The sequence below is a fragment of the Lacrimispora sp. genome, assembly GCF_031982545.1.
Taxonomy (GTDB): Bacteria; Bacillota; Clostridia; order Lachnospirales; family Lachnospiraceae; genus Lacrimispora.
In genome coordinates this window covers 98,384-123,982 of the sequence record NZ_DALYXB010000013.1, presented here as the reverse complement: position 1 = coordinate 123,982, position 25,599 = coordinate 98,384, and the positions used below count along the sequence as shown (strand labels likewise).

Sequence of the window (25,599 nt, the reverse complement as noted above, 5' to 3'; positions counted from 1 at the left end):
TGCCCCTCTGATTACAGGGCGCTCCTGATGGCGGCTCCTGTCTGTGCTAGTTCTTCCGGACTTACCTTACCCGGCATCCAAGAAACCATAACAGGACCTTCCTCGTAACGGGGAATCAAATGCACGTGAAAATGAAAAACCGTCTGGCCTGCCTCTTTTCCATTATTCTGCACTACATTGAACCCGGAGCATCCCAGCGCCTTTTTCATGGCGACTCCTATTTTTGCTGCCAGTGGAAGGACCTTTGCTGCCGTATCTTCATCCAGATCACAGATATCTCTGTAATGCTGCTTGGGAAGAATCAGGGCATGCCCTTTGGAAGCTGGTCCTAAATCCATAATTACACGAAACATGTCATCCTCATAAATTGTCTCTGAGGGAATACCCCCATTTGCAATTTTACAGAAAATGCAGTCATCTTCTCTCACACACTCACCTCCTTCCAGCATTTTTTCCATAATTACCGGCTGCGACCGTTCCTGGGTCTGCGATATAAAACAACTCCCATTATAATGCCTATTATAAGACCTGCAATATGGGCAGCGTTATCAACGCCTGTGCTGGTAAAACCAAAATACAGAGAGCATAAAATCACCACAACCAATTGGCGGGTGCTTAGGTCTTCCAATTGCCCACGATTAACTGCCACTGCATACAAAAGACCGCCGATTACTCCGAAAATGGCACCGGAAGCGCCAGCGGAAACCACATTTCTATATCCGGACAGATTTATAATCATGGAAGCAACATTTGCTCCCACACCACAAATCAAATAAAAAAACAGGTATTTAATATGACCCAGTGCACGTTCCAGATTATCTCCCAGAATGAACAGAATCAGCATGTTGTTCATAATATGATTTATTCCAAAATGCATGAACGTGGAAGTAATTAACCTGTAATACTCCCCTCTTTCAATAACCAGCGGCGCATACATAGCCCCATGGGAAACCATAAACTGGGTATCCTCGGTAGATCCATTCATCTCCAGGTATAGAAAATAAATGACATTCACCGCAATGAGACCAATATTTACAAAGGCCTTCTTGCGCCTGCTAAATTCATCCATTGAAGCGCTCCTTCTGAACTATAATATGCTTATTTTATCATAAACTGACAGATTATGTAAATATAAACGCAAAATTTGCGATAAAAATTTCATCTCCTGTGTTTAATAAAACTGTTTCGTTTGTTTCCAGAAGCCGACCGTTGACATATGTGCCATTGGTAGAGTTTAAATCACTGATATAGTAATCATTTCCTTCCTTTTCTATTTTTGCATGAATCCGGCTGATTGCTTCTCCATTAAGAACATAATCCACCAATCCCTCCTGCTTGCCTATGAGATAGGGAGTATATGTAATGATTATATCTGGAATTCCAGGACTTGCAGATTTAAAAACCTTTACTGGCGTATCTTTTTGACTATTAGTAAGAAGTACTGTCTGTAAGTGTTCTTCTGCTGATGCTGATTTTAGCAGAACCGGCGATTCCTCCTTACTCTCATAAAAAGCAGTTTGCCACTCTTCCCGTTCGCTGTCATAACCCCGGTCTTTTGCGGGGCTGTCTTCCTCTTGGTGCTGGTATTGATTTTTGCCTGTTAATTTGAATCCAAACAAAACGGACAATATTCCTGCTGCCATGACCAGATACCAGTATTTTAATATTCCCCTATAACCAGATATACTCCACAACACAGCTGAAAAACCGGTAACAACTACAGCCGATATAATAAGCGGTCTCCACAAACCAAAGCCGGTAGTTTTGGTTTGTACAGGACTTGAAAATTCCTCAATGACCTGTATTTCCTCTTTTTCTGTATTTGTAAATCCGGATTGAGTCTCACACTCCTCCTCTTCCTGCCTTGCTTCCAACTTATCATTGTGGAGACAAACCAGTTCCGCCAAAGCATCCATACCGTAATTATCCTTTACACTCTCCTGATATAACGCATAAGCCATAACCACACATTCTTTATCCTGATGATTAATCTTTCCCAAGAGATAACGAAGTAATTCGCTCATCTCCTCCGAGAACTTCCTGTCTCTTCCAGGTATCAGACAGAGAGACACAAAAAACTGTTCTGGCTCAATATAGATGAACTCCGGCTGTAGAAGTATCTGATCTTCTTTTAGGAGATACGCAGGAAGACGGTTAAGAATCTGGGCAATCCCGGTAATTAAATTTATAAGTTCCTGTTTATTTATGCTGTGAAACTCTAATATTCGGCTTAAAGGCTGTTTTGAAGTGATTTCATAATAGAAGTATTTACGATTATCAATCTGCTTTAATTGGAATTTCAGCAAACCATTTATCTGATTTTCTTTGAGCATGTTTTCCTCATATCCCTGCATCTGGGCATTATCCTGCTCTATAATCAAATAATTATGCTTCATCTCCCGTCTATATGTAACATTCATATCATTCCTCCTGACTGATCAGTGTCAGCTTTCTTAGAAAATTTTCAGGATCAAATACTCGTTGTTCCAGTTCAAACTTCCATCTGCCACCCGCTCCCGTACCCTTAATCCGCTTTCCTGTAAGCAAATTTCCGGACAAATTTAATTCAAATTGATATTCCTTCCATGAAAATGGGGTTCCAGCCCTGTGAGCTGCCCAATTTGCAGCATCACCAGGCGGCTCTGTCTCATTGTGCCTTAATCTCTGCACTGATTCAGCAAGTGCCATAGCCCCTGCCACCTCATCTCTCAGGCGATACGCCGACTGAATGGATATCATAAGAGAAAATAATATGACAGCCATAACAAAGGCGGCTTCTACCGTATAACTTCCGTTTAAGCGCATGTTCATCTCATCACCATGATTAGCCAGACCGGAACCAGAAACGGGATAAACGGGATTCTCTCTTTTCCAACATCAATTCCTTTTACCCGGTTTAACAGAAAGAACAGTCCGCAGAAAATACCGCTCAAACTTAAGCCATAGAAAAATAATGTCAGATTGGACAAAGCAGGTAAAAACAGACCACTTATAATAAAGAAACACCCATCTCCGGCGCCCACTGATTCCTTTGATAATTTACTTACCGCTAATAAAGCAAGGCCAACCAGACAGCCAGTAAACTTAAAACAATTCTCTCTCTGTAATAAACTCAAAGCGAGTCCTGCAGCACCGCCGCTTAAAAGAAGCCAGATACTGATACTTTTCTTTCTCCCATCTTCCCAGGCTGCTGCCAGAAGAAACATACCAAAAACAATACAATTTAATTGTTCAACCATTAATACCTCCCTACTGTGAACAATAAGAACAAGCACCTAAATGAATCACTTCTGATATAGGAACAAGTCTCACATATGCGGTGATTGCGCTGCATTCTCTACTGCTGTGGAATTTTTCACCTGACGGCATGATATAGACAAGACCGCCTTCTTTTGCTATACTACTGCACCTGCTGCAGGGTTTGTATATCCCTCCGTTCGTATTGCGGATACTTTCTAGATCTGTTTCGTTTACTGCTCTTATATGATTGTATAAATAATGACAGGTTCTTTTTTTGTGATATCTGGTGCTGTCTCTTCCTACATAAACCATTTCTTCCGTATCGCCTGACTCTTCCTCATAAAGCAGTGTATTTCCAAGCCACGCTCTCCTGAAACACCGGGCGGACATTGGAACACTTTTCAGCCCTAAAACAGGAAATGGAAGGCGGATATGATAATCCATAATCAAATCAATGGTTTCTTTATCTTTTAAAACAGAGGATCTTAAAAAAGATACAGACTCTGCATCTTGGTATACTTCATACTTTCCCATTTTCATTCTTGCATATAGAAGTATACTTTGTTCTGTTATTCCTTCCAGCAAACCATCTGGCAGTTCATTTAATCCCGCTGCATTTAAATCCTGGCCTGTATTTAACTCTTTTAAAGCTGATACATACTGACTTAACTCTTCTCCTGTAATCTCAAGCGCAGTCTGGATTTTTCTTCCGTCATTTAAAAGTTTCATTGGCGTCATGAGTATTATAACTGCAAACAGAAAAAGCGGAAGTGCCATAGCTGCTTCGATTGTCAGACTGCCTGGTTTTGCCTGAAAGGAGGCAAATAATAATACCCTTTTTGCAGAGATATTTTTTCTTATCAAGGGGAAATGTACCTGGAGAGTAACCTTTGCTTTACATATGATTTTTATTAACTCTCTGAAAAAGGGCATAATTATTCGCCTCCTTATCTTAATATGCTTTTTCCGTCCGCACCTCTATGGGATAAACAGGTTCCAGCACTCCGAAAAAGAAATGCTGCCCACGCCCTTTTCCCTGAATTTCTGCCCCATATACACAATGTGTCATGCGAAACTCAGTATCGGTTGTCCGAAGATTCATCTGAATGACATCCATAAGCCTGTAATACTGCCGGGTGCTATGGGAGAGAAACAGAAGTAATTTTAAATAGCCAGTATAGCTAACACCGTTATTGTCACTTCCCTCACCCTCAAACGACCCACTGCTTCCTGAATCCAGCAAGCCCTGGAGTGAAATCCTCCAGTTATCCTTTGACTTAATAAATGCAACCTTTTCTCCCTGTAACAGCCGTCTTACATCCATAATGGCTTCTCCCATTGCCCAGATACTCATAACAAAGAAGGCCACCAGTCCCGTAAGAGGGGCAGTTCCTGTCACTCCGGTTATCACACCTGCCAAAGCTTCTGCTTCTTTTCTTTTTTCCTGATCTGTTAAAATATGTACCAGATTGAGACCTTCCCTTATGGCCAAAACATCTGTTATAGCCTGTGAAAAATTTTTCTCATCGCTATTCAGCCCTCCGATTAAATATTCCAGTTCATATTTTACCGCCTTATCTTCTTCTGATAAAAAACTGGTAAGAAAACGTCCACAGTATTCCTCAAATAAAATACGGTCTATCAAACCATCAATTTCACCCTGTTCCTCTGAATAGATCAGAGATGGAAACGAGTTAAGATCAAGCTGTCCTTTCGATACCTGTGTACCCTCTGGAAGTACAAGGCTCATAAGACCATTTCGCACAAGACTCTCCACCTTTTCTAAAATCTTTTCTTTTTGCGGATCTTTCACACCATTGGTATAGGAAAGCAAAGAAATATGGATTTCACACCAGATATCCCTGACAGACCCCCATAACTCAGATAAATCTGGTCCATCATCATCGTCATCTGAACTGCTTTCCCAATCATCAATTATTTGTGCTACTTCCAATGCCCGGTCTTTTGAACGTTCTATTTTATTCTTAATATCAATAGACTCTCCGGCAAGTGCTTCGACTTGTTTTCGCCTCTCTCCATCCTGCCTCACATAAGAATCATACCAATCGGTATCACTGTTTAATGTTATCTGGATCGGATCGCTTAACTGATCCATTGCTTCTGTTCTTTTGCTTTTTGTTAGCTGTAATTGAGCATATAATTCATCTGCAATATTTCCATAAGATTTTACAAGGGCCGGTATCCGGTCCGTCTCTATCTCCAATTCAACCGCTTTTCTTATAAATCCCTGTCCATCGTAATTGCTCAAACATGTATTTGCCTCGATCCATATGTATTTCTGTTTTTCTAAGGAACTATTAATTTCTTCAATCACATACTCCAGACGTACTGCTTCTTTTGTATGTTCCCCATATGACCTGGAAAGATCTTTTACAACAGCAGCTTCCTTAAGATCAGCAAGCATTGTAACGGCTCCTGCCTCGTCTGGTATGTGATCAAAAATTCCATACTTCATATAATCCAGGATCTCCTGCTTCATATATTTCCCACCGGCACTGGTTATGAGGTCACGATGTAACACATTGGCACCCTCTATATCTACACGATACCAGCCAGAATGCTCCATATAAGGTGCTATATATTCCAGCCATTTCTGTTCCAGATCATCCCCGCTTTTATCTTCCAGAAGAAAAATCCGGTACTTATCCCACGCCTCTCTGTGATATCTGCTAAATACAGAATCCATTGCGGAATCCGCAGCAATCTTTAAATACCATCTCGTTCCTGCAGTCCGTGCGGACTCTAAAAGTCCGCACATCAAACTGACAATGCATAAAAGGATTAAACTTAGAAATACCGTTATATGACCATTGCTGTGCATTAATACACCTCTTTCGACTGCTTATTAATCTCCTCAAAAATGCCATCCAGCAGTTTTTTAATATTGGTTTTAAATATAATAACAAGACCAATTAAAACTACCAGAATTAATACAATTTCAATAACCCCTACTCCATCTTCTTCTTTTATAAAATCTTGGATCTGCTCTTTCATTATTAAGGCCATGGTATCACCTCCTCTCTAGTAAAATGTAAGAAATGCAGGTACTACAATCATAGTCATGACAACGAATAACATTAGAAGGAGGGGCAGCAAAAGCTTTGTACCTGCTTCTTCTCCCAACTTTCTGGCTGCATTCTTTCTCTGCTCAAAAGCCGAAGCCATTTCTATATCAAGTGCATTTCTTAACTGCCTGCCTCCATTTTTCTGATTTTGCTCCAGTAAAGCTGCAAGCTTTATGTATGGCTGGAGGCTGCAACGCCTTCCAAATTCATTGTAAGCACGGCTTTCCGACAATCCACTTTTTAATTGTGATGCCGTATGTACCATCTCTTCATAAGCCGGGCGCATGACACGCCTTCCATTTTTAAGAGACTCCCTGTATCCTGTTGCAATTCGTTCCCATGCCCCCCTTACTGTATAGCCTGCTCCAATATAAACCACAAGCTTTGAAACCACCTCTGAATAATCCATTAAAAGCTGCTGCTCTCTCAACCTGCTTTTTTTCTGCTTTTCAACCTGAGTCCTGACCTGCAAAAGTACAGCCAGCACAAGACCAAGCACAGGCAAAATTCCATAACTTCCTTCTTTCGGTTTAGAGTACTTGAGCCTTTGTCCTTCAAATACATCAGGTAAAATAAGTGATGTGTCTGTTTGCTGCTTCGTATCAAGATCATCTGCCCATTTCTGAAAGGCTGCTTTCTTTTTTTCTTCCAACGTCAGAACAGGTGGATATACTTTACCTTTGTATTGATAGCTTTGCTGGTGGATACCATCTGACACCATAGCCAGAATCAGAATTTCTTTTCCTGCCTCAGCAACATCTTCGTTATAAACTGTTCCAAAGGAGTCAATGAGCTCAGGGTCACTGGTTTCCCAGCGCACGGTTAATCCAAACGTGTCCAGTCTGGTTTTCAGATTCAGATTTTGTCTTATTACATTAAGAGAATCATTTTCTGAAAGTATTTGGGTTGGAAGTTGGGTTTCCAGCTGGTCAAACAGATCCTTTGCTTCTTTGTCTGTATATCTCCGCTCCCTAACAGGAATTTCTATTAATAATTTTTTATCTTCCTGCTCTTTATCCAGTCCTTTTACTAAAACCTCATAAATGTTCTCTCCCTGCCCTGGTCCGGCTCTTTTAAGCCCCTCGCCGTAAAACACATCCTGCCTGCCCCAAAAAGTGGAAAGTTCCAGAACTGCATATAAAACAATCCCGCCCGCTGCACATGCAGCCTGTACCTTTGTTACAGGCGGTCTCCATTTAATTAATTGTTTTTTCATAAGGCTCCCCGATTATATCTCAATTTCCATAATCCGCTTTGCTGTCTGGTAAGCAATCATATAAAGGATCATACATATGGTCATTAAAATTCTTCCCGCTCCAGTGGTATACATAATCTGAAAAAAACCCGGGGATGTGAAATCAATATAAATGACTATGAAAAAAGGTATAAGATTCATTATTTTTAATTCAAACTGCTTGGAAGCCGTCATGGTCAGAATCTCCTGCCTTACCTGTACTTTGTCCCGAATTACATCTGCCGTGTGACTGATAATAGAAACCAATTCACCTCCACTGCGCTTTGCAGTGGAAAATACCTCTGCAAAGTTCTTTACATCATCCAGACCGCTTCTTAATGCAAATTCTAAAAATGCCTGCTCGACGGACCGGTTCATATGAATCTGACTCTCAATGAACTTGAATTCCTTTGTTATGAGTCCTTCTGCACCATAAAGAACAGACAACTCTCTTGAAGCTGAAATAACAGAGTTTTCTACTGAATAACCTGCACTTAAAAAGGAAGAGAGAAGTAAAATACCTTCTTTAAATTCCAGATTCAACTGCTGAAGCTGTTTGCTTTTTAATTCTTTTCTTTTGGTTAAGGGAACTATAATTCCGAAAGGAATGAAAATAAGAAATACCGCCAGACTGCGATAGAAAATATAAGAAAAAAGTGCTGCGATTAAGACTCCCTGTCCACTATAATACAGCCATTCCCTCATAGACAGGATATAAATATCATAATTCAATGCCGGCTGCTTTGAGCTTTTCTGTGTTTTTAAGATCTCCAACCTTCTTAAGGCTTCCACCAACTTTCCTGGCATCTCCCCTGTCGGTTTCCCCTTCTTCAAACCGGTAAATGGGATTAAGTCTGATTTCACCATCTTCATATCCAGCTACCTCCACAATTGATAAGACCCGTCTGCTTTTATCCCTTAATCTTCCCAAATGAATTAAGATATCAATTGCTGCCGCTACCTGACTGCGCACCGCCAAAAGAGGAATGTCTGTTCCCATGAGCACCATGGTTTCTAACCTTGACAGCATGTCCTTTGGACTGTTTCCATGCCCGGTACTTAAACTTCCGTCATGTCCGGTATTCATGGCAGAAATCATATCAAGCGCTTCTCTTCCTCTTACCTCACCCACGATAATCCTGGATGGATTCATGCGAAGTGCTGCCTTTATTAAATCGCCAATGGTCACCTCTCCCTCCCCTTCTCCATTGGCACCTCTCGTCTCCAGACGTACCAGATTGGACATATGAGTGATTTGAAGCTCTGCAGAATCTTCTATGGTTACAATTCGCTCGCTTCTAGGTATGTAAGAAGAAAGAGCATTTAAAAAAGTACTTTTACCGGAATTGGTTCCTCCGCTGATGAAAATATTATATCCAGCCTCCACAATTGCTTTTAAAAAGTCTGCTGCTTCCCTGGTTATTGATCCCAGCTTTAAAAGCTTACCAATGGTGATGGGTTCTGGAAACTTTCTGATTGTAACGGCTGGTCCGTCAATGGAAACCGGGGGCAGGACAACATGAACCCTGGAACCGTCGCCTAGTCTGGCATCTGCTATAGGTCTTGAAACATTCACAGTCCTGTTTACGCGACTGACAATCTGCTGAATCATATCTTCCAATTGTTCCTGACTCTCAAATTCCTTTTCCCACCGCTCCATACGGCCATTTCGCTCAATAAAGATGTTATTTGCTCCATTTACCATGATTTCTGTGACGGTTATATCATCTATCAGTTCCTGAAGAATCCCCAGGCGTCTGAAGGAGTCAAACAGCCACCCTCTTAATATTAATTTTTCTCTTAAAGGCAGATATTCGGTCATTCCCAATCTGATTATCTTCTCATCGATCATGGTGTACAGCTCTTCATCTGAAATCTGTTGATGCTGATTTAGTTCCAACATAATATCTTCCCGCATCCTGATGCGTTGTTCTTCGTTCACATCTTCTCCCTCCCTATGGCTGTTTTCTTAACAGCTGCCGGGTATAATCTCCTAATTCACTCCACAAAAGCTGATCCAGATAATTGTCCTTCCTGCCAAAGGTACAATGATAGGGAAGATTGATTTTCTGAATCCTGCTCATTACGGCATTGTGACCGGAAGCAGCAAGGTATGCTTCAAACTCTTCGACTTTGGCTGCTGATACGCAATCATCTTTCACCGGCATATAGATTCCGTCACATACTTCCAAAACGTCAGCCGCTCTTTTTCCCATCTGCCCCAGATCAAGGATAATGGTACCGTATGTACTCTCCTTAGAGATCTGCTTAATTAGTCCCGCTATCTCCTGAGATGAAATAAATGCCAGATCTTCCGGATACTGAACCGGTGGCACATAATCCAAATCTCCCCATGTATATATAACAGAACCAAGCCGTCCAAATGAAAAGCTGCCCTGTCTGTAATAATAAAACAGATCTGACATCCCCCTTTTATACTCTTCTCCTGTCAGACCCGCGAATCCAGAGCAATCTTCCATATTTAAGTAAAGAACCTTTAAATCCCGAGACAAAAGCTGGGCCATAGCCAGAGAAAAGGATGTTTTTAAACAACGGTTTACCGGTGAATAAACACCTACCACCCTGCCCCTTTCAGACAGTGCGGTATATCCTGCTTCTTCCAAATCTGCGCAGTATTGTTCCATAATCTCCCGAATGAGGTGATCTGCCGCCTGGTACTTATAAACACTGGGATACGACTCGTTTGCAGGAATTATTTTCTCTTCTGCAAGCAGAACTACTTTATCTGCACCAATCTGTCCGATCTCCTCGTTTGATACTTTGGAACTGATGAGCATAAGTTTAATATCATGATCACAGCTGTAACTCCTAAGTTCCTCTAGTGATGAAAACGACACAATGGATACAGGAAACCGCTCTTTAAAATTTACAAATTCTGCAAACCGTTCCCCAAATCCTGAGTCCGCATCGTATATTGCCATAATACGTTTTGTCATAGCAAACCTCCTTGTTAAAAGAAAACAACAGTAAGTATTGTTCCTAAAAACATACAGAATCCTAACGGAATTACTGCGTTGTACCCATCCCGGGCGGAACTATAATAAGCTGTAATTTTTTTTGTCTGAATCAATGACCTGACATAGGCCAGAAAGTAAGAAAACCGCTGAAAGGTAAAGCCTTTCACAGTCATTAGAACCAGGGACCAGAATGCCCCTATTATGAAACCTACGGCAACTGCTGCAAAACCGTTGCCATAACCCAGATACCCGAATATCAAAGCAATGATTTTAATATCACCGGCACCAATCATACGAAATAAAAACAGAAGAAAAAACAACGCTGTTACTACGAAGAAACGGCTTAAGAAGAACATTGCTCCCCATAGTACTGCCTGATTCCCTGCCTCCCAGCCGGATAAAAAAGCTCCTCCAGCCACACCAAACAACACCAGCCTGTTGGGTATTCTGTGTTCTCTTACATCAAAATAAGAACCGGCTGCGAGAATAAAAAATAATACCACAAATTTTACAATATCATCCCCTTTATTTAAACTATAAATCTGGAAATAGTGCCGGAATATCGGCCTTGAACGATGGAATAAAGAATTCCAATTCATTGATAATGAGAGAGTCCGTATACAGAACGCATGCGGGATTCTGACTTTATTATGCACAAGATAAATACAAAAGTCAACAGCTTTTTACATTTTTTTAAAACTGTTATACAGGTGTGTGTAACAACAATCGTGTTTTATTGTTATATTTTACAATATTTAATCATTTTTTTGTTTTATATAAGTGATTTTGCACAATATCAGTTGACCTTTTTCTTCCCGGGTGTTAATATAATATTAGTTTACTATTTTAAACCAAAGGAGATGTTTCAGGTGGCAAATAGCGAATTTTCTGAGCTTTTTAAAAGCTGCATGCCGCTTTTTATTGCGTTGGGAGACGAGGTCCGGCTAACAATTATTGAAGTTCTTGCCAGTACAGATTCGTTTCAGACAAATGTCCGGGGAATGAACGTGAACGAGATCACGGATCAGACAAACTTATCCCGGCCGGCCATATCTCATCATTTAAAGATTCTGAAGGAAGCAGGACTGGTGTCTGCCAGACAGGAAGGAACTGCTAATTATTACTTTCTTACCTTTGGAGAAAGCACAAGAAAGTTATGTACTCTTGGGCAGTATCTCCAGATTTTTATGGATCCAATCCAATAAATTTATGGAGATTCAGGCAATAGATGAATAAAGTTCCAATTTCCAGATATACTGAGATTTATAGGTACCTCGTTAATTTCTTATCTGGAGATGATCGCATGAAAAATTTATTGTTAGGAAATCACTTTTCCCTTACGGAAGAGGAACGGAATTTACGCAAAGAAATCGAACGTTCCAAAACCGCCATTGATGCAGCAAGAAATCATTTTGAACAGGTCGTTGACCCGACATTAATTGACTGTTACATTTACGAGCTTAATGCCGCACAGCTACGTTACCAGTTTCTTTTGCGTCGTTTTAAAAGCCGTGAAGTATAGTCAGACATAAAACCGTTTTAATACGTAACCTGTTGCAAACGCTGCTTCTGCCTGTGGAATCGTGTACCAAAATGGAGGGGTGAGCAAATGGAAGATTTAACGAATGAATTGGAAACAGGTTTTATTACTGAGCTTGACCGGTATTTGTATAACAACGGCCGGCATTACGAAATTTATGAAAAATTGGGCGCTCATCCAAAAACATGCAACGGAAAACAGGGAATGTATTTTGCTGTTTGGGCACCTCATGCCAGTCAGGTTGGTGTTGTGGGAGATTTCAATGGCTGGAACCCCGACTTAAATCCTATGGTTCCCCTGGCCGACTCCGGGATTTGGGAAGTATTTGTACCAGGAGTCGGTCTGGGACAGTTATACAAATATTCTGTGGCCACACGCAGCGGAAAGATTCTTTTTAAAGCAGATCCCTATGCATTTTATGCAGAGTTCCGCCCACAGACCGCTTCTATTACTGCAGATTTATCTGTATATTCGTGGAATGATCTGGAATGGGTTGCAAAGAGGGAAGAACAGGATCCATTATCAGGGCCATTAAGCATTTATGAGGTCCATTTAGGATCCTGGAAAAGAAAAGACCGAGAAGATAAAGAAGGTTTTTACACATACAAAGAAGCTGCTCATGAACTGGCAGAATACATAAAGGATATGGGTTATACCCACATAGAGCTATTAGGCATTGCAGAACACCCCTACGACGGTTCCTGGGGCTATCAGGTGACCGGTTATTATGCTCCTACTTCCCGGTACGGGACACCGGAAGAGTTCATGTACTTTGTTGATTACATGCATCAGAAAGGAATTGGAGTCATACTTGACTGGGTGCCTGCACATTTTCCCAAGGATGCCCACGGACTTTCTGAATTCGATGGAGAGGCCTGTTATGAATACGCAGATCCACGTAAGGGAGAACACCCCGACTGGGGTACCAAGGTTTTTGATTACAGCAAGTATGAGGTAGATAATTTCCTGATTGCCAATGCTCTTTACTGGGTAGAAAAATATCATATTGACGGGCTGCGGGTGGATGCAGTCGCTTCCATGCTGTATTTAGACTACGGAAGATCCCAGGGTGAATGGGTGAAAAACTGTCTGGGCGGTAATGAAAATCTTGAGGCAATCGAGTTTTTTAAGCACTTAAACAGCGTTATGAAGGAACGCGGAAAAGGTGCTGTTGTAATTGCGGAAGAATCCACTGCCTGGCCAAAGGTTACGGAGAAGTCGGAAAATTCAGGTCTTGGTTTTACATTTAAGTGGAATATGGGCTGGATGCATGATTTCCTGGAGTACATGAAGCTGGATCCGTATTTCAGAAAATATAACCATCATAAAATGACCTTTGGAATTACATATTTTACCAGTGAAAAATATATACTTGTATTATCCCATGATGAAGTGGTTCATTTAAAAGGTTCCATGATTGGCAAAATGCCCGGACTTCTTGAGGATAAGTTTTCTAATTTAAAACTTGGTTATACCTTCATGCTTGGTCATCCCGGCAAGAAGCTGCTTTTTATGGGACAGGATTTCGGGCAGTTCCATGAGTGGGATGAAAAGGATTCCCTGGACTGGTATCTGGCCAAAGAACCGCTTGGGGAAGACCTTCAGAATTATGTCAGAGATCTTCTTCACCTGTATCGGAAATTCCCTGCACTTTATGAAAATGATTACGTCTGGGAAGGTTTTTCCTGGATAAATGCCAATGACAACGAGCATAGTATTTTCAGTTTTATAAGGCACGGAAAGGGCACTCAGGGAAGCTTGCTGTTTGTTCTTAACTTTACTCCTGTATCCCGTTCTGAGTACCGTGTGGGTGTGCCAAAATCAGGAAAATACACACTTGTGCTGGATACTTCCAACGGTCTGTATAAAAAAGCAAAAACAGCTCTGGTTTATAAATCTGAAAAGACTCCATGGGATGGTCAGGATTATTCCATTGCTTATCCACTTCCAGCTTATGGAGCGGCCATATTTTGTTTTTGATTCACAAATTATTTGGTAATTTATTCTATATATTTCTATAAATTGCTATACTTTTTCGGTATTTTGTAGTAAAATAAACGTATAAAATTACTTAATATGCTAGACTCAAAGATGGAAGGAGAGGTTCATATGGCAGCAGAATTAATCGCTACAACAGCAACAAAAAAGGTCTTTCACGATGGTGAAAAGGCAATTAAGGTTTTCAACGCTGAGTTTCCAAAGGCTGAAGTATTAAACGAAGCACTGATCAGCGCCAGAGTAGAAGAAATTGGCGGCGTTAATGTTCCAAGAGTACTGGAAGTCGGTGTTTTTGATAACCAGTGGTCCATTACCTTTGATTTTATTGAAGGCAAAACCCTCCAGCAGCTTATGGATGAAAATCCGGAAAAACTGCCTGAATATATGGAACAGATGGTAAATCTTCACCTGAATGTCATGTCTAAGCATTGTCCCCATTTAAATAAGCTGAAGGATAAAATATCCAAGCAGATCCAGGACATTGAAGAGCTTGGTGACGTAACAAGATATGACATGCGCACTCAGCTTGACAGCATGCCAAAGCATACAAAACTCTGCCATGGCGATTTTAACCCCTCCAATATCATTGTAAAGGAAGACGGCACCATGTTTGTTCTGGACTGGGTTCATGCCACTCAGGGCAATGCCAGTGCAGATGTAGCAAGAACCTATCTGCTGTTCTGTCTGCAGGACCAGAATAAGGCAGATATGTATATGAACCTGTTCTGTAAGAAGACCGGAACCGCGAAAAAGTATGTTCAGTCATGGCTTCCCATTGTTGCAGCTGCCCAGCTTTCCAAGAAACGGCCGGAAGAAGCAGAACTTCTGAATAAATGGGCCGGAGTTTGTGATTACCAGTAAAAGACAGAAAAAGGGAACGGATATTATTTCATCCGTTCCCTTTTTAAGAATCATATTGAGCCATGACCATTTCATAATATCTGCCCTTTTTTTCCATTAAACTCTGATGAGTCCCCTGTTCTGCAACTCCCCCCTGATAAATAACCGCTATCAGATCTGAATCCTGAATGGTAGAGAGACGATGTGCAATAACAAAACAGGTTTTTCCTGCCATCAGGCGGCGCATAGCCTGCTGAATCCGAAGTTCAGTTCTTGTGTCCACATTCGATGTTGCTTCATCCAGAATTAGTATTTTACTATCAAGCAGCATGGCTCTTGCTATGGTTAAAAGCTGCTTCTGACCCTTAGATATATTTGTTCCGTCTTCTTTTAAGATGGTATTATAACCTTCCGGCAGCTGTTCAATAAAGGAATGAATCCGTGCATCTTTTGCCGCTTTTACCACATCATCCAAAGTTGCGTCTTCTTTTCCATAAGCCAGGTTCTCATAGATCGTTCCCTGAAACAGCCATGTTTCCTGTAATACCATGGCAAATGACTTTCTGAGACTTTTCCTGGTCAGATCTCTTATATCCATACCATCAATGGTAATTTTACCGCCATCCACGTCATAAAAGCGCATTAGCAAATTTATGATTGTTGTTTTTCCTGCTCCAGTCGGGCCTACAATCGCAATCAACTTTCCAGGTTCTGCTTTTAAGGATAGATTCTGCAGTATGGGTTTTCCAGGCTCATATTCAAAATCCACATGAGCGAATTCAACACAGCCTTCGACGGATTGTTTTAAATCAGAAATTACCACCGCATCTTTTCTGTCTTCCTGCTCCGGAATTTCATCCATAAGCTTAAACACCCTCTCTGCCGCTGCAAGGGCAGACTGAAGATCATTCATAATATTTGCAGCCTCATTAATAGGACCAGAAAATTTTCTTGAATAGAGTACAAATGAGGAGATCTGGCCCACTGACATGGCACCTGTCAGATAAAGGAATGCACCAAATACGCTGATTAAGGTCAGGGACAGATTATTAATGAAATTAACCATTGGACCGGTCATGCTTCCATAATATTCTGATTTATAATAACTTTCCACAGCCTCTTTATTTTTGAATGAAAACTTACGGATAACCTCTTCTTCCTCACAATAGGCTTTAATACTTTTTTGCCCAGTAACCGTTTCTTCCACAAATCCATTGAGCGCACCAAGGCTTCTGGCCCGCTCACGAAAAAGAGGCCTTGTTCGGCTTGTGATAAATCTGGTCATCAGGCCTGATAAGGGCACCGTTATTACAAATACCAGCACAAGTTTTGGCGAGATGATTACCATCATATAAAGAGCCCCCACAACCGTCACCAGCGTGGTAAGAATCTGAATTAAGTCACTGGACAGAGATTCATTTACCGTATCAATATCATAAGAAATACGACTTATAATATCCCCTGTCTGATGGGTATCATAATAACCGGCCGGCAGGTAAAGCATTCGTTCAAAAACATCCTTACGCATCTGATACACTACCTTTCGACTGATTGTAATCATCAATACAGAAAGGATATAGGACAGGATAGAAGATATCAGATAAAACATGGCCATAAGACCTGCGTATTGAAACACGCGGGGAAAATTCACACTTCCCTTCCCAGGTTCTATGGCATCAACAGCATAACCGGAAAGCAAAGGTCCCAGTAATGCCAGCAGATTGCTTCCTATTGTCATAACAAAGGCAAGAAGAAGTAAAAACCGGTATTTCATCAGATAAGGCATCAAACGTTTTATTGTGCTTTTTTGTGAGTCTTTCATACGTTTCCTCCCGCTCCCATCTGAGAAGTAACTATTTCCCGATAGCCTTCACAGGTTTTCATTAATTCTTCATGAGTACCCTGCCCAATAACAGCCCCCTCATCCAGTACCAGAATCTGATTTAAGTTCATAACGGAGCTAACCCTCTGGGCAATCAGGATACAGGTAGTTCGGGAGAAATTTTCCTTTAGTTCACTCCTTAGCTGGGAATCTGTTTTGTAGTCCAGTGCGCTTGAAGAATCATCAAGTACTAAAATTTCAGGATGGGCGGCGAGGGCTCTTGCTATAAGAATTCTCTGCTTCTGACCTCCGCTTAAATTGGCGCCCCGGATATTTAAAGATTCTAATATGCCCCCTTTTTGTCCGATAAAATCAAGTGCCTTGGCATAACCGGCTGCATCAACGGCTTCTTTCTCAGAAATATTACGCCCCATTCGTATGTTTTCCAATATGGATTCTTCAAATATCACATCATTTTGAAATACAGTTCCAAATCTGGACCTTAAATCTTTAAGGCTCATTGCACGGATATCCCGCCCATTAATACGAATTGTACCCTCATCCGGATCGTAATATCTCATAAGAAGATTGACAACCGTAGATTTTCCCGATCCCGTTGCCCCTATTATCCCCAGCGTTTCTCCCTTTTGCATTCGAAACGAGATGTCCCTTAAATGGTTACCAGTACCGTCATAAGAAAAGGATACATGATCAAATTCCAGAAATGAAATTTCATTTTCCATCTCCTTTAATGCAGATGCCAATAGGAAAGAGGACTCATCTTCACCTTTAAAAACTCTGTCAATCCGCTCCGCTGACGCGGCTGCCTTTGATACAATAACAAACATTCTGGAAATAGACATGAGGGCATTTAAAATTATTGTAAAGTAAGTCATAAATGCCAATATGGTGCCAACTTTTGATAGCCCCTCATTAACACGGTATGCACCTGCAATTACGACACACACCAGCCCCATATTGAGAAACATGTTCATAACCGGGTTTATTATGGCTGTTGTAACGGTAGCACGTTTTTCCCAATCCACTACCTCACGATTATGTTGATTGAACCGTTCCCTCTCAAAGTCTTCTTTAGAAAGGGCTTTAATGACACGGATTCCAGCTATGTCCTCCCGAATCAGACGCACAAATCCATCCACCTTTTCCTGCAGCTGGGTAAACTGAGGAATACTTTTACCAGAAACAACAATGACCACTGCTGTCAGAAGGGGAAGAACTCCTAAAAGGATACAGGCTAAAACAGGATCCAGTAAAAAAGTCATTATAATTCCGCCTACCAGTAAGATTGGGGATCGTACTCCAAGTCTCTGAATTCTTCCAATCATCTGGTGCACATTATAAGTATCACTGGTAAGTCTGGAGATCAGGGAGGGTCTTGTTAATTCATCAACCTGCCGGTTTGAAAGAATCATTACCTTGCGAAATAAATCCTCCCGTATGGTAAAAATCGAGTCACTTGCCACTCTCGATGCCATGCGGTTTGCAATAATGCTTAGTGTCACAGCCAAAACAGAGCATACCAGCATGAAGAATCCCCACAGATAAATTTCTTCTTTTTTTCCCGCTGGAATCACCACATCAATCATGCGGGCCAGTGTCCAGGGGAGAAAAAGATCCATCAGTGTACCTGAAAATTTAATGAAAAAGCCCACAGTCATCCGAAGATAATAGGGCTTTAAATAATACGTTATAATTCGTTTCATGACTCTTCTTTACCAGACATAGTCTCATGCTCTTTTTTCAGTTCCTGATATAATTCGTAGAAATTCCATTTTGAATTGGTATCTGTTATCACAGCCTTTAAAGCTATTCTTGATACTCCGGAACGCCTTAAATTCATTAGCAGTTCATCAATTTTTCTGCTGGAAAAATTCTTCATTACCAGAACTTCTTCCTCCACCATCGGATATTCACCTGATGGCTGCTCTTCAAATCCCTCAATACCAGCCAGATAACCGATAGCCTGACCAGTCTGGTCTGGTGTAATATTTTTAATGCGGATTCCCATTCGTACCAGAACTGCCTTTAACCTGGCAATTCTTGAATCATTCCCTTTCTGACTATCCTTTTCCGGACAATAATACAATACCATTTCTTTTTTTACTGACATTTCGTCTCCTCCTGTTGCTGTCTATAGCAGTTGTCTGCGAAGTTGTTCGCCATCTAATATGCTTAAATAAGAAGGTGGAATATCAAACACGGTTTTACAACCGCTCACCCCTTCTTTATTCAAACGATAGGCAGCCCTTGCATAAGCAATCAGAACAGATGCGGTAAATTCAGGGTTTGAATCCAGTTTTAAGCTGTATTCAACCACATGACCGTTCTCATCGTTCCAGCCGGTTGTTCCAGTTCTTATCACAGATCCACCGTGTGGAATTCCTTTATGGTCCCGCATCAGTTCCTCTTCACTGATAAAATGAACCTCTGTATCATAATCAGCAAAATAATTGGGCATGGTCACAATCTCTTCCTTTATTTTTTCCTGATCTGCTCCTTCTTTTAAAACTACATAGCACTCCCTGGTATGTTTCTGTCTGGTAGTGAGCTCTGGATTTTTCCCACTACGCACTGCTTCCAAAGATTCTTTAACAGGAATGGTATACTGCCTTGCGTCTTTAACACCTTCTATTTTACGTATGGCATCTGAATGTCCCTGGCTGACTCCCTTGCCCCAGAAGGTATAATCGTGACCACCTGGTAATATGGCTCCTGCATACAGGCGGTTTAAGGAGAACATACCCGGATCCCAGCCAACGGAGATAATTCCTGTTTTATTACCCTCTTTGGCGCTGGCGTCCACCTTTTCAAAGTGCTCCTGAATTTTAGCATGGGTGTCAAAGCTGTCCACCACATTAAAATATCTGGCAAACTGGGGAGTCTGCTCTGGAAGATCATGCGCGCTTCCTCCGCAGAGAATCAGTACATCAACTGCATCTTTCATGGAAATGGCCTCTTCAACCGGATAAACCTCCACTCCCGGTGTAAGAAGACTGATTGATTTAGGATCTCTCCTGGTAAATACCGCACAAAGTTCCATATCCGGATTATGTAGAATTGCACATTCCACACCTCTTCCAAGATTTCCGTAGCCTAAAATTCCTATTTTTATAGTCATAAATGACCCACCTTTCGCAAATTTATTACTATCTATTATAGATTACAAGGACACTGGTGTAAATCCCGTATTCTATTGATTTTTTGATAAAAAAATCCGCAGCCGGATAAAATCTGGTCTGCGGATTATAATTATATAGTTACTTAAGCAAATGCTGCTGCGACCTCCGGCATCTCAAGAGCCGTGGTCTCATACTTATCCAAAATTACTTTCTGGATCATATCCCGGGTTCCGGAATTAATGGGATGTGCGATATCCCGGTACTCCCCGTCTGCAGCCTTGCGGCTTGGCATGGCAATAAACAAGCCTTTTTCTCCTTCAATTACCTTAATATCATGAATCACAAATTCATTGTCCAGTGTTATGGATACAATAGCTTTCATCTTACCCTCTTTTTCGATGCGTCTAACTCTTACGTCTGTAATCTGCATGTTAAAGCCCCTTCCCGTCACATTTCCTATAATGTGTATCTCTCGTTTTTTTCTATGACAATTTTTACATTGTCTGGCGTTCCTATATAGGTGGTATTGGCCCGGATGGTATCCCGGCTTTCCACGATACAGTTTTCTATTACCGTATTGTCTCCTATATAAACATCATTTAAAATGATGGAATTCCTGATGACACAGTTGTTACCGATATAAGCTTTTTTAAATAAAACGGAGTTTTCTACTACTCCATTGACAATACTGCCGCTGGAGATCAGGCTGTTTTTCACAGAAGCTCCAGGATTGTACTTTGCCGGTGGCAGATCATCAATCTTCGAATAAACATCCGGATACTGTCGGAAGAAATAATCCCTGACCTCTGGTTTTAAAAAGTCCATATTGGTCTTATAGTAGGACTCCACAGAGGCAATGTTTCTCCAGTATGTATTCATACGGTAGGCATAGATTCTTTTAAGATTCCGGTAACGGACGAGAATGTCACTCACAAAATCATAACGGTCTTCCATGGCACACCGCTCAATTAACTCAATCAGCTGTCGTCTGCGGATTACATAAATACCGCAGGAGACTGTGTTAGAGGATGCAACCATTGGCTTTTCCTCAAAATCTGTAATTCTTCCGTCATCGTTGGTTTTCACAATTCCAAAGCGGGTTGTGTCTTCTCCTGCCGGAAGTTCCGTACAGACAACGGTGATGTCAGCCTTCTTTTCAATATGATATTCCAGTACTTTTCCATAATCAAGCTTATAGATGCCATCTCCTGCAGCGATAACCACATACGGCTCATGACTATTTTTTAAGAATATCAGATTCTGATAAAGGGCGTCGGCAGTTCCTCTGTACCAGTCGCTGCTTTCTGCTGTAATGGTAGGGGTGAATACATACAGGCCTCCCTGCTTTCTACCGAAATCCCACCACTTGGAAGAACTTAAATGCAGATGAAGAGATCTGGAATTATACTGGGTTAAAACCGCCACATTCTGTATATGTGAGTTCGTCATATTACTGAGTGCAAAATCTATGCTGCGGTAGTTTCCTGCGATGGGCATAGCGGCTATGGCCCTTTTATTGGATAATTCCCTCATTCTTTTGCTGTTTCCGCCTGCTAATACAATTCCTATGGCCCTCATTTCATACCACCTGCCTTTATGATGTAGTCACCGCCTGCCAGCTCCCCATCCGGATAATCCTCCAGTCTGGTCTCACCGACAATTGCTGTGTTCTTCCCCACCTTTACTTTATCTGGTATGACTGAATTTTCACCAATGGTTACCAGATCAAACTGATAAACCTTGGGATCGTATTTGCTGGGTGCGAAATCACCTGCTCCCAATTCACAGTCTGCACCGACAATAACGTTCTCAGCGATGATTGCTTTACTGATTGTAGTGTTCTCCCCTATCACGCACTCTCTCATGATAATTGAATCTTTCACTACAGCCCCTGGCTTGATTACTACACCAGAACCAATGACGGAGTTATGAACCTCTCCGCAGATTTCAGTTCCTTCTCCGATGATACTTCTGTCAATGACAGCCTCTTTTGACACATACTGAGGGGGAATAATATCACTCTTGGTATAAATCTTCCAATACTCTTCATAAAGATTAAATTCCGGAATGATATCAATCAGCTCCATATTGGCTTCCCAATAAGAGCTTAAGGTTCCTACATCCTTCCAGTAACCGTTGTATTCGTATGCAAATACACGGTTCCCTGAGTCAAAACAATCTGGTATGATATGCTTTCCAAAGTCACAGCCGGGAACATCTGACATTTTGAGTAATGCTTCTTTTAAGACCTTCCAGCTGAATATGTAGATGCCCATGGAAGCAAGATTGCTTCTGGGATTTGCAGGTTTTTCCTCGAATTCTGTTATCCGGTTGTTCTCATCGGTGATCAGAATTCCGAAACGGCTGGCCTCTTCAATAGGGACCGGCATGGCAGCAATCGTGATATCAGCATTATTTGCTTTATGATACTCCAGCATAACCTCATAATCCATCTTATAAATATGATCCCCTGAGAGGATAAGAACATAATCCGGGTTATAGGTTTCCATATACTCCAGGTTCTGATAGATGGCATTGGCTGTACCGGTATACCAGTCGCTTCCCTTGCTTCTTTCATAGGGAGGAAGAATCGTGACACCGCCAACGTTACGGTCTAAATCCCACGGAATACCTATTCCAATATGAGTGTTTAAACGCAATGGCTGATACTGAGTCAGGACCCCTACTGTATCGACTCCTGAATTGATGCAATTGCTGAGCGGAAAATCGATGATCCGGTATTTTCCGCCAAAGGATACTGCGGGTTTTGCCACCTTCTGCGTCAGAACACCTAAACGACTGCCCTGACCGCCCGCAAGAAGCATGGCAATCATCTCTTTTTTAATCACGTTATCACCTCTTGCTGTTGATATTTATTGTACTAGCATTATACCACACATTCGTAAAATAGTGAACAAATTTTTGAATTATTGTCATAATTTTTTGTGCATTTTCCGACATTTTTCATGCTTTTGTCATTTCTTTTACATTTTAGTACAGATACAGCGTTTTTGCCCCCCATCCCCCTTGAATCGAGGCCGAAAATACAGTATAATCTTACTAAGTATGCGAACATGTAAAAGGAGAAGCTATTATGGAATTAACCACAGTAAGACAAATATATAGAGACAAAGATTCATTTCTCAACAAGGAAGTTACAATTGGCGGCTGGGTGAGAAGCTTAAGGGACTCCAAAACCTTTGGTTTCATTGTATTAAATGACGGAAGCTATTTTGACACGCTTCAGATCGTATATCATGACACTATGGATAATTTTTCAGAGATATCCAAATTAAACGTTGGAGCAGCGGTTATCGTCACAGGAACCCTGATTCCGACACCGGAAGCCAAGCAGCCTTTCGAGATTCAAGCCGCAAAAATCGACATTGAAGGTGCGTCTGCCCCTGACTACCCACTTCAGAAAAAGCGTCATACCTTCGAATATTTAAGAACCATCTCCCATCTTCGTCCAAGAACGAATACGTTTCAGGCAGTTTTCCGTGTACGTTCTCTCATTGCCTATGCCATCCATCAGTTCTTTCAGGAGAGGGATTTTGTCTATGTACACACCCCCCTTATCACAGGAAGTGATTGTGAAGGTGCTGGTGAGATGTTCCAGGTAACAACCATGGATTTAAAGAATATTCCCATGACCCAGGAGGGCGCTGTAGACTTTTCTCAGGATTTCTTTGGAAAACCAACCAACTTAACCGTAAGTGGACAGCTCAATGCAGAAACCTATGCCATGGCCTTTCGAAGTGTTTATACCTTTGGTCCTACATTCCGTGCTGAGAACTCCAATACCACCCGGCACGCAGCAGAATTCTGGATGATTGAGCCTGAGATGGCTTTTGCTGATCTTCAGGATGATATGGAACTGGCAGAATCCATGTTAAAATATGTGATCCGTTATGTTCTTGAGCACGCACCGGAAGAGATGAACTTCTTTAACCAGTTTGTGGACAAGGAATTGTTAGAAAGACTGAACCATGTATTAAATTCCGAATTCGCTCATGTGACTTACACCGAAGCAGTTGAGCTTTTAGAGAAACACAATGAAGAATTTGATTATAAAGTATTCTGGGGCTGTGATTTACAGACCGAGCATGAACGTTATTTAACAGAACAGCTCTATAAAAAACCGGTATTTGTAACTGATTATCCAAAGGAAATCAAAGCATTTTACATGAAGATGAACCCGGACAGCAAGACTGTTGCTGCTGTTGACTGTCTGGTACCAGGTATCGGTGAGATTATTGGCGGAAGCCAGAGAGAAGACGACTTGGAGAAGCTCACCGCACGTATGGATGAACTGGGACTTAAGAAAGAAGATTACGATTTCTACCTTGATTTAAGAAAATACGGTTCTACCCGTCATGCCGGATTCGGTCTTGGATTTGAACGCTGTGTTATGTATTTAACAGGTATGTCCAATATCCGCGACGTGGTTCCATTCCCAAGAACCGTTAACAACTGCGAACTTTAAGCCGTTGAGGCTGCTGCCAGTAATCAGACAGCCTCTTTATACCGGAACCATGTATGAAGGGAGTTTAAGATTTCTTTTATATGTGGTTCCAAGTCTATGAAAGAGGATTCCGTACAGCAAGACCAGATTCTCTGTACAGTGCTGTACCAGCGAGGTATTGACGATGAAATTCATACATATTGCAGATGTTCACTGGGGCATGAGCCCTGACAGCGATAAGCCCTGGAGCCGGGAACGTTCCCAGGATATAAAAGACACTTTTGCAAAGGCGGTAAACCAGGCAAAGACTCTGGAAGCTGACTGTCTTTTTATTTCCGGTGATCTTTTTCACCGCCAGCCCCTTGCCAGAGACTTAAAAGAGGTTAATTATTTATTTTCAACCATTCCGGGCGTCCGTGTGGTCATCATTGCAGGAAATCATGACCGCATCCGTAATAATTCAGCCCTTTTAAGCTTTACATGGGCTCCTAACGTGTCTTATATCATGGGAGAGGAGCTGGAAAGCGTTTATTTTAAAGAGATCAATACGGAGGTTTATGGCTTTAGCTATCACTCTGTGGAGATACCCGAAAACCGTCTTGATCATTTAAAGGTACCAAACAACGGAAGAATTCACGTCCTTTTAGGCCACGGAGGAGATGCCAACCATATCCCCTTTGATAAAGGCGCCATGTCCAGTCTGGACTTCTCCTACATCGCGATGGGACATATTCACCGTCCTGAGATTCTCATTGAAAACCGTATGGCATTTGCAGGTTCTCTGGAACCTCTGGACAAGACAGAGTCCGGCCCTCACGGCATGATGGTAGGAGAGATCAACGAGGTGACCCGTATGGTGACCTCATTAAAATTCATCCCTCTTGCAAAGCTTCAGTACATCTCTCTTGCAGTCAATGTCACCCCAGCCACGACCAATACAGAACTAGCCATGAAAATCACCCAGGAGATTCAAAACCGGGGCGGGGAGAATATTTACCGGTTCCGCATACGTGGTATGAGGGATCCTGATATTACCTTTGATTTGGATATGCTTTCCGCCCGTTTTAAAATATTGGAAATGATAGACGAGTCTGAACCACAGTATAATTTCTCTGCTCTCTTTGCGGAACACCCCAGTGATATGATCGGCTTTTTTATCCAGGCACTTCAAAAGCCGGAGATGAGCGGGGTTGAGAAGAAAGCACTTTATTACGGAATCAATGCTTTGCTTCGTACAACGGATGAAAGGAGCTGAC

Annotated in this window: 26 protein-coding genes; 6 read left to right on the top strand and 20 right to left on the bottom strand. The window is 41.6% G+C overall.

The window, feature by feature from the left end:
- Positions 1 to 11 precede the first annotated feature (11 nt).
- From ABS301_RS20425 to ABS301_RS20365, 13 genes are all read right to left on the bottom strand, one after another.
- Positions 12 to 428 (bottom strand): HIT family protein, encoded by a 417-nt coding sequence (locus ABS301_RS20425; protein ID WP_277405436.1) that lies wholly within the window; start codon positions 426 to 428, stop codon positions 12 to 14.
- Positions 429 to 460: 32 nt separating this feature from the next.
- Positions 461 to 1,069 (bottom strand): rhomboid family intramembrane serine protease, encoded by a 609-nt coding sequence (locus ABS301_RS20420; protein ID WP_349673958.1) that lies wholly within the window; start codon positions 1,067 to 1,069, stop codon positions 461 to 463.
- A gap of 52 nt (positions 1,070 to 1,121) precedes the next feature.
- Entirely contained in the window at positions 1,122 to 2,420 is a 1,299-nt protein-coding gene (locus ABS301_RS20415) for a DUF6382 and FHA domain-containing protein (protein ID WP_349673957.1), read from the bottom strand.
- A 1-nt stretch (position 2,421) separates the two neighbouring features.
- Positions 2,422 to 2,811 (bottom strand): hypothetical protein, encoded by a 390-nt coding sequence (locus ABS301_RS20410; RefSeq protein ID WP_349673956.1) that lies wholly within the window; start codon positions 2,809 to 2,811, stop codon positions 2,422 to 2,424.
- The gene (locus ABS301_RS20405) at positions 2,808 to 3,239 is read right to left on the bottom strand and encodes a prepilin peptidase (protein ID WP_349673955.1); all 432 of its coding nucleotides are present in this window, start codon (positions 3,237 to 3,239) and stop codon (positions 2,808 to 2,810) included. The genes ABS301_RS20410 and ABS301_RS20405 overlap by 4 nt, the downstream gene beginning before the upstream one ends.
- A gap of 10 nt (positions 3,240 to 3,249) precedes the next feature.
- Positions 3,250 to 4,104, bottom strand: coding sequence for a hypothetical protein (locus tag ABS301_RS20400; RefSeq protein WP_349673954.1), 855 nt, complete (start codon positions 4,102 to 4,104; stop codon positions 3,250 to 3,252).
- Between the two features lie 88 nt (positions 4,105 to 4,192).
- On the bottom strand, positions 4,193 to 6,082 hold the full coding sequence (locus tag ABS301_RS20395) for a DUF5702 domain-containing protein (RefSeq protein WP_349673953.1): 1,890 nt from the start codon (positions 6,080 to 6,082) through the stop codon (positions 4,193 to 4,195).
- Complete coding sequence (locus ABS301_RS20390; protein WP_104439725.1) at positions 6,082 to 6,255, bottom strand: Flp1 family type IVb pilin; 174 nt, start codon at positions 6,253 to 6,255, stop codon at positions 6,082 to 6,084. The genes ABS301_RS20395 and ABS301_RS20390 overlap by 1 nt, the downstream gene beginning before the upstream one ends.
- 27 nt (positions 6,256 to 6,282) lie before the next feature.
- A complete protein-coding gene (locus ABS301_RS20385; RefSeq protein WP_349673952.1) occupies positions 6,283 to 7,542 on the bottom strand; it encodes an immunoglobulin-like domain-containing protein in 1,260 nt (419 codons plus the stop codon).
- Positions 7,543 to 7,554: 12 nt separating this feature from the next.
- Complete coding sequence (locus tag ABS301_RS20380; RefSeq protein ID WP_349673951.1) at positions 7,555 to 8,292, bottom strand: type II secretion system F family protein; 738 nt, start codon at positions 8,290 to 8,292, stop codon at positions 7,555 to 7,557.
- Positions 8,282 to 9,478 carry a TadA family conjugal transfer-associated ATPase gene (locus ABS301_RS20375; RefSeq protein WP_349673989.1) on the bottom strand — a complete coding sequence of 399 codons (1,197 nt, stop codon included), beginning with the start codon at positions 9,476 to 9,478 and terminating at the stop codon, positions 8,282 to 8,284. Before ABS301_RS20375 ends, ABS301_RS20380 begins: the two co-directional genes overlap by 11 nt.
- 37 nt (positions 9,479 to 9,515) lie before the next feature.
- On the bottom strand, positions 9,516 to 10,517 hold the full coding sequence (locus tag ABS301_RS20370; RefSeq protein WP_349673950.1) for a P-loop NTPase family protein: 1,002 nt from the start codon (positions 10,515 to 10,517) through the stop codon (positions 9,516 to 9,518).
- 14 nt (positions 10,518 to 10,531) lie between these two features.
- The gene (locus tag ABS301_RS20365) at positions 10,532 to 11,041 is read right to left on the bottom strand and encodes a prepilin peptidase (RefSeq protein ID WP_349673949.1); all 510 of its coding nucleotides are present in this window, start codon (positions 11,039 to 11,041) and stop codon (positions 10,532 to 10,534) included.
- 405 nt (positions 11,042 to 11,446) lie between these two features.
- On the opposite strand from ABS301_RS20365, the gene ABS301_RS20360 reads away from it, so the two are divergent.
- The 4 genes from ABS301_RS20360 to ABS301_RS20345 all read left to right on the top strand — a co-directional run bounded on the left by ABS301_RS20360 (position 11,447) and on the right by ABS301_RS20345 (position 14,937).
- Positions 11,447 to 11,743 carry an ArsR/SmtB family transcription factor gene (locus ABS301_RS20360; protein ID WP_349673988.1) on the top strand — a complete coding sequence of 99 codons (297 nt, stop codon included), beginning with the start codon at positions 11,447 to 11,449 and terminating at the stop codon, positions 11,741 to 11,743.
- Between the two features lie 98 nt (positions 11,744 to 11,841).
- Positions 11,842 to 12,060, top strand: coding sequence for a YaaL family protein (locus tag ABS301_RS20355; RefSeq protein WP_104439700.1), 219 nt, complete (start codon positions 11,842 to 11,844; stop codon positions 12,058 to 12,060).
- A gap of 87 nt (positions 12,061 to 12,147) precedes the next feature.
- Entirely contained in the window at positions 12,148 to 14,058 is a 1,911-nt protein-coding gene (gene glgB, locus ABS301_RS20350; RefSeq protein ID WP_349673948.1) for a 1,4-alpha-glucan branching protein GlgB, read from the top strand.
- Positions 14,059 to 14,187: 129 nt separating this feature from the next.
- Positions 14,188 to 14,937, top strand: coding sequence for a phosphotransferase family protein (locus tag ABS301_RS20345; protein WP_349667684.1), 750 nt, complete (start codon positions 14,188 to 14,190; stop codon positions 14,935 to 14,937).
- A gap of 43 nt (positions 14,938 to 14,980) precedes the next feature.
- Here the strand turns inward: ABS301_RS20345 and ABS301_RS20340 are convergent, their stop codons facing one another.
- The 7 genes from ABS301_RS20340 to ABS301_RS20310 all read right to left on the bottom strand — a co-directional run bounded on the left by ABS301_RS20340 (position 14,981) and on the right by ABS301_RS20310 (position 22,727).
- Positions 14,981 to 16,738 (bottom strand): ABC transporter ATP-binding protein, encoded by a 1,758-nt coding sequence (locus ABS301_RS20340; RefSeq protein WP_349673947.1) that lies wholly within the window; start codon positions 16,736 to 16,738, stop codon positions 14,981 to 14,983.
- Positions 16,735 to 18,462, bottom strand: coding sequence for an ABC transporter ATP-binding protein (locus ABS301_RS20335; RefSeq protein ID WP_349673946.1), 1,728 nt, complete (start codon positions 18,460 to 18,462; stop codon positions 16,735 to 16,737). The genes ABS301_RS20340 and ABS301_RS20335 overlap by 4 nt, the downstream gene beginning before the upstream one ends.
- The gene (locus ABS301_RS20330) at positions 18,459 to 18,869 is read right to left on the bottom strand and encodes a DUF3783 domain-containing protein (RefSeq protein WP_349673945.1); all 411 of its coding nucleotides are present in this window, start codon (positions 18,867 to 18,869) and stop codon (positions 18,459 to 18,461) included. The genes ABS301_RS20335 and ABS301_RS20330 overlap by 4 nt, the downstream gene beginning before the upstream one ends.
- Before the next feature lie 21 nt (positions 18,870 to 18,890).
- The gene (locus ABS301_RS20325; protein ID WP_349673944.1) at positions 18,891 to 19,877 is read right to left on the bottom strand and encodes a diaminopimelate dehydrogenase; all 987 of its coding nucleotides are present in this window, start codon (positions 19,875 to 19,877) and stop codon (positions 18,891 to 18,893) included.
- Positions 19,878 to 20,020: 143 nt separating this feature from the next.
- Complete coding sequence (spoVG, locus tag ABS301_RS20320; protein WP_349673943.1) at positions 20,021 to 20,308, bottom strand: septation regulator SpoVG; 288 nt, start codon at positions 20,306 to 20,308, stop codon at positions 20,021 to 20,023.
- A 26-nt stretch (positions 20,309 to 20,334) separates the two neighbouring features.
- Positions 20,335 to 21,456: a glucose-1-phosphate adenylyltransferase subunit GlgD gene (glgD, locus tag ABS301_RS20315; RefSeq protein WP_170824088.1), complete on the bottom strand. Its 1,122-nt coding sequence runs from the start codon at positions 21,454 to 21,456 to the stop codon at positions 20,335 to 20,337.
- Positions 21,453 to 22,727: a glucose-1-phosphate adenylyltransferase gene (locus ABS301_RS20310; RefSeq protein ID WP_349673942.1), complete on the bottom strand. Its 1,275-nt coding sequence runs from the start codon at positions 22,725 to 22,727 to the stop codon at positions 21,453 to 21,455. The genes glgD and ABS301_RS20310 overlap by 4 nt, the downstream gene beginning before the upstream one ends.
- A 245-nt stretch (positions 22,728 to 22,972) precedes the next feature.
- Here ABS301_RS20310 and asnS point away from each other — a divergent pair, with 245 nt between their 5' ends.
- Together asnS and ABS301_RS20300 are read left to right on the top strand one after the other, a co-directional pair.
- Entirely contained in the window at positions 22,973 to 24,364 is a 1,392-nt protein-coding gene (gene asnS / locus ABS301_RS20305) for an asparagine--tRNA ligase (protein WP_349673941.1), read from the top strand.
- A 163-nt stretch (positions 24,365 to 24,527) separates the two neighbouring features.
- Positions 24,528 to 25,598, top strand: a complete 1,071-nt coding sequence (locus ABS301_RS20300) for a metallophosphoesterase family protein (RefSeq protein ID WP_349673940.1) — start codon at positions 24,528 to 24,530, stop codon at positions 25,596 to 25,598.
- Position 25,599: the final 1 nt, after the last annotated feature.